The 1152-nt window shown below is 58.3% G+C and carries 1 protein-coding gene; it reads left to right on the top strand.

All coding sequences use genetic code 11. The features are described from left to right. Window positions 1-1090: IS256 family transposase (locus AC25MA_RS25780; protein ID WP_486972546.1), on the top strand; the 1090-nt coding region annotated here is incomplete at its 5' end. Window positions 1091-1152: the final 62 nt, after the last annotated feature.

The following is a 1152-nucleotide window of genomic DNA, read 5'->3' as shown; positions in this document are numbered from 1 at the left end:
CCACCACCTGGGTTATCCGCCGGGCGCGCAGCGCCCAGAGGATGAAACCAACCAGCGTAACGGCAAGAGTGGCAAGACGGTTTTGACCGGCGATGGCCCGCTGCGGCTGGAAATTCCTCGTGACCGAGACGGCAGTTTTGCGCCCATTCTCATCCCCAAGCATGAGCGGCGGTACACCGGTTTCGATGACAAGATCATCGCCATGTACGCCCGTGGCATGACGGTCAGAGAGATCCGAGCCTTTCTGTCCGAGCAGTATGGAACAGAGGTCTCACCCGACTTCATCAGCTCTGTGACAGACGAGGTCATGGAAGAAATTGGCGCGTGGCAGCAGCGGCCACTGGAGCCCATGTACCCGGTCATTTTCTTCGATGCACTGCGGGTGAAGATCCGCGAAGAAGGCTTGGTGCGCAACAAGGCCATTTACTTGGCGCTGGGCGTTCTACCCGACGGGACGCGCGATATCTTGGGCATCTGGATCGAGAACACCGAGGGTGCGAAGTTCTGGATGAAGGTCTTTAACGATCTCAAGACACGTGGTGTCGAGGATGTGCTGATTGCCGTGACCGATGGCCTCAAAGGCATGCCAGAGGCTCTCAGCGCCGTGTTTCCAGAGACGACTCTGCAGACGTGCATCGTGCACCTGATCCGCAACAGCCTGGACTTTGCAGCCTGGGACAAGCGGCGCGCACTGGCCAAGGCGCTCAAGCCGATCTACCAGGCCATCAACGCCGAAGCGGCTGAGCAGGCACTCGATGAGTTTGAAAACGGGCCCTGGGGCAAGCAGTATCCAACGGTCGTTGCGGCCTGGAGACGCGCCTGGGATCGAGTGATTCCCTTCTTTGTCTTCCCACCAGCCATCCGGAAAGTGATCTACACCACCAACGCCATCGAGAGTATCAATGCCCAGCTGCGCAAGATCATCAAGACCCGAGGCCATTTCCCGAACGATGACGCAGCTACCAAGCTGATCTGGCTGGGGCTGCGAAACATCACGGCAAACTGGGGCTCAGCGGCGCATGATTGGAAAAGTGCGATGAATCAATTCGCGATTTTGTACGGAGATCGGTTCATCAGGCCGACCTGGTGAAAGTCAGGGCCTGCCTGACGGCAGGCCGTTACCGGCCCGCACACAAAAAATCTGACACTTCC

Source organism: Pseudomonas sp. P65(2024) (assembly GCF_057480955.1).
The sequence above is the reverse complement of the archived record's forward strand: the minus strand, read 5'-3'. Positions and strand labels throughout refer to the sequence as shown.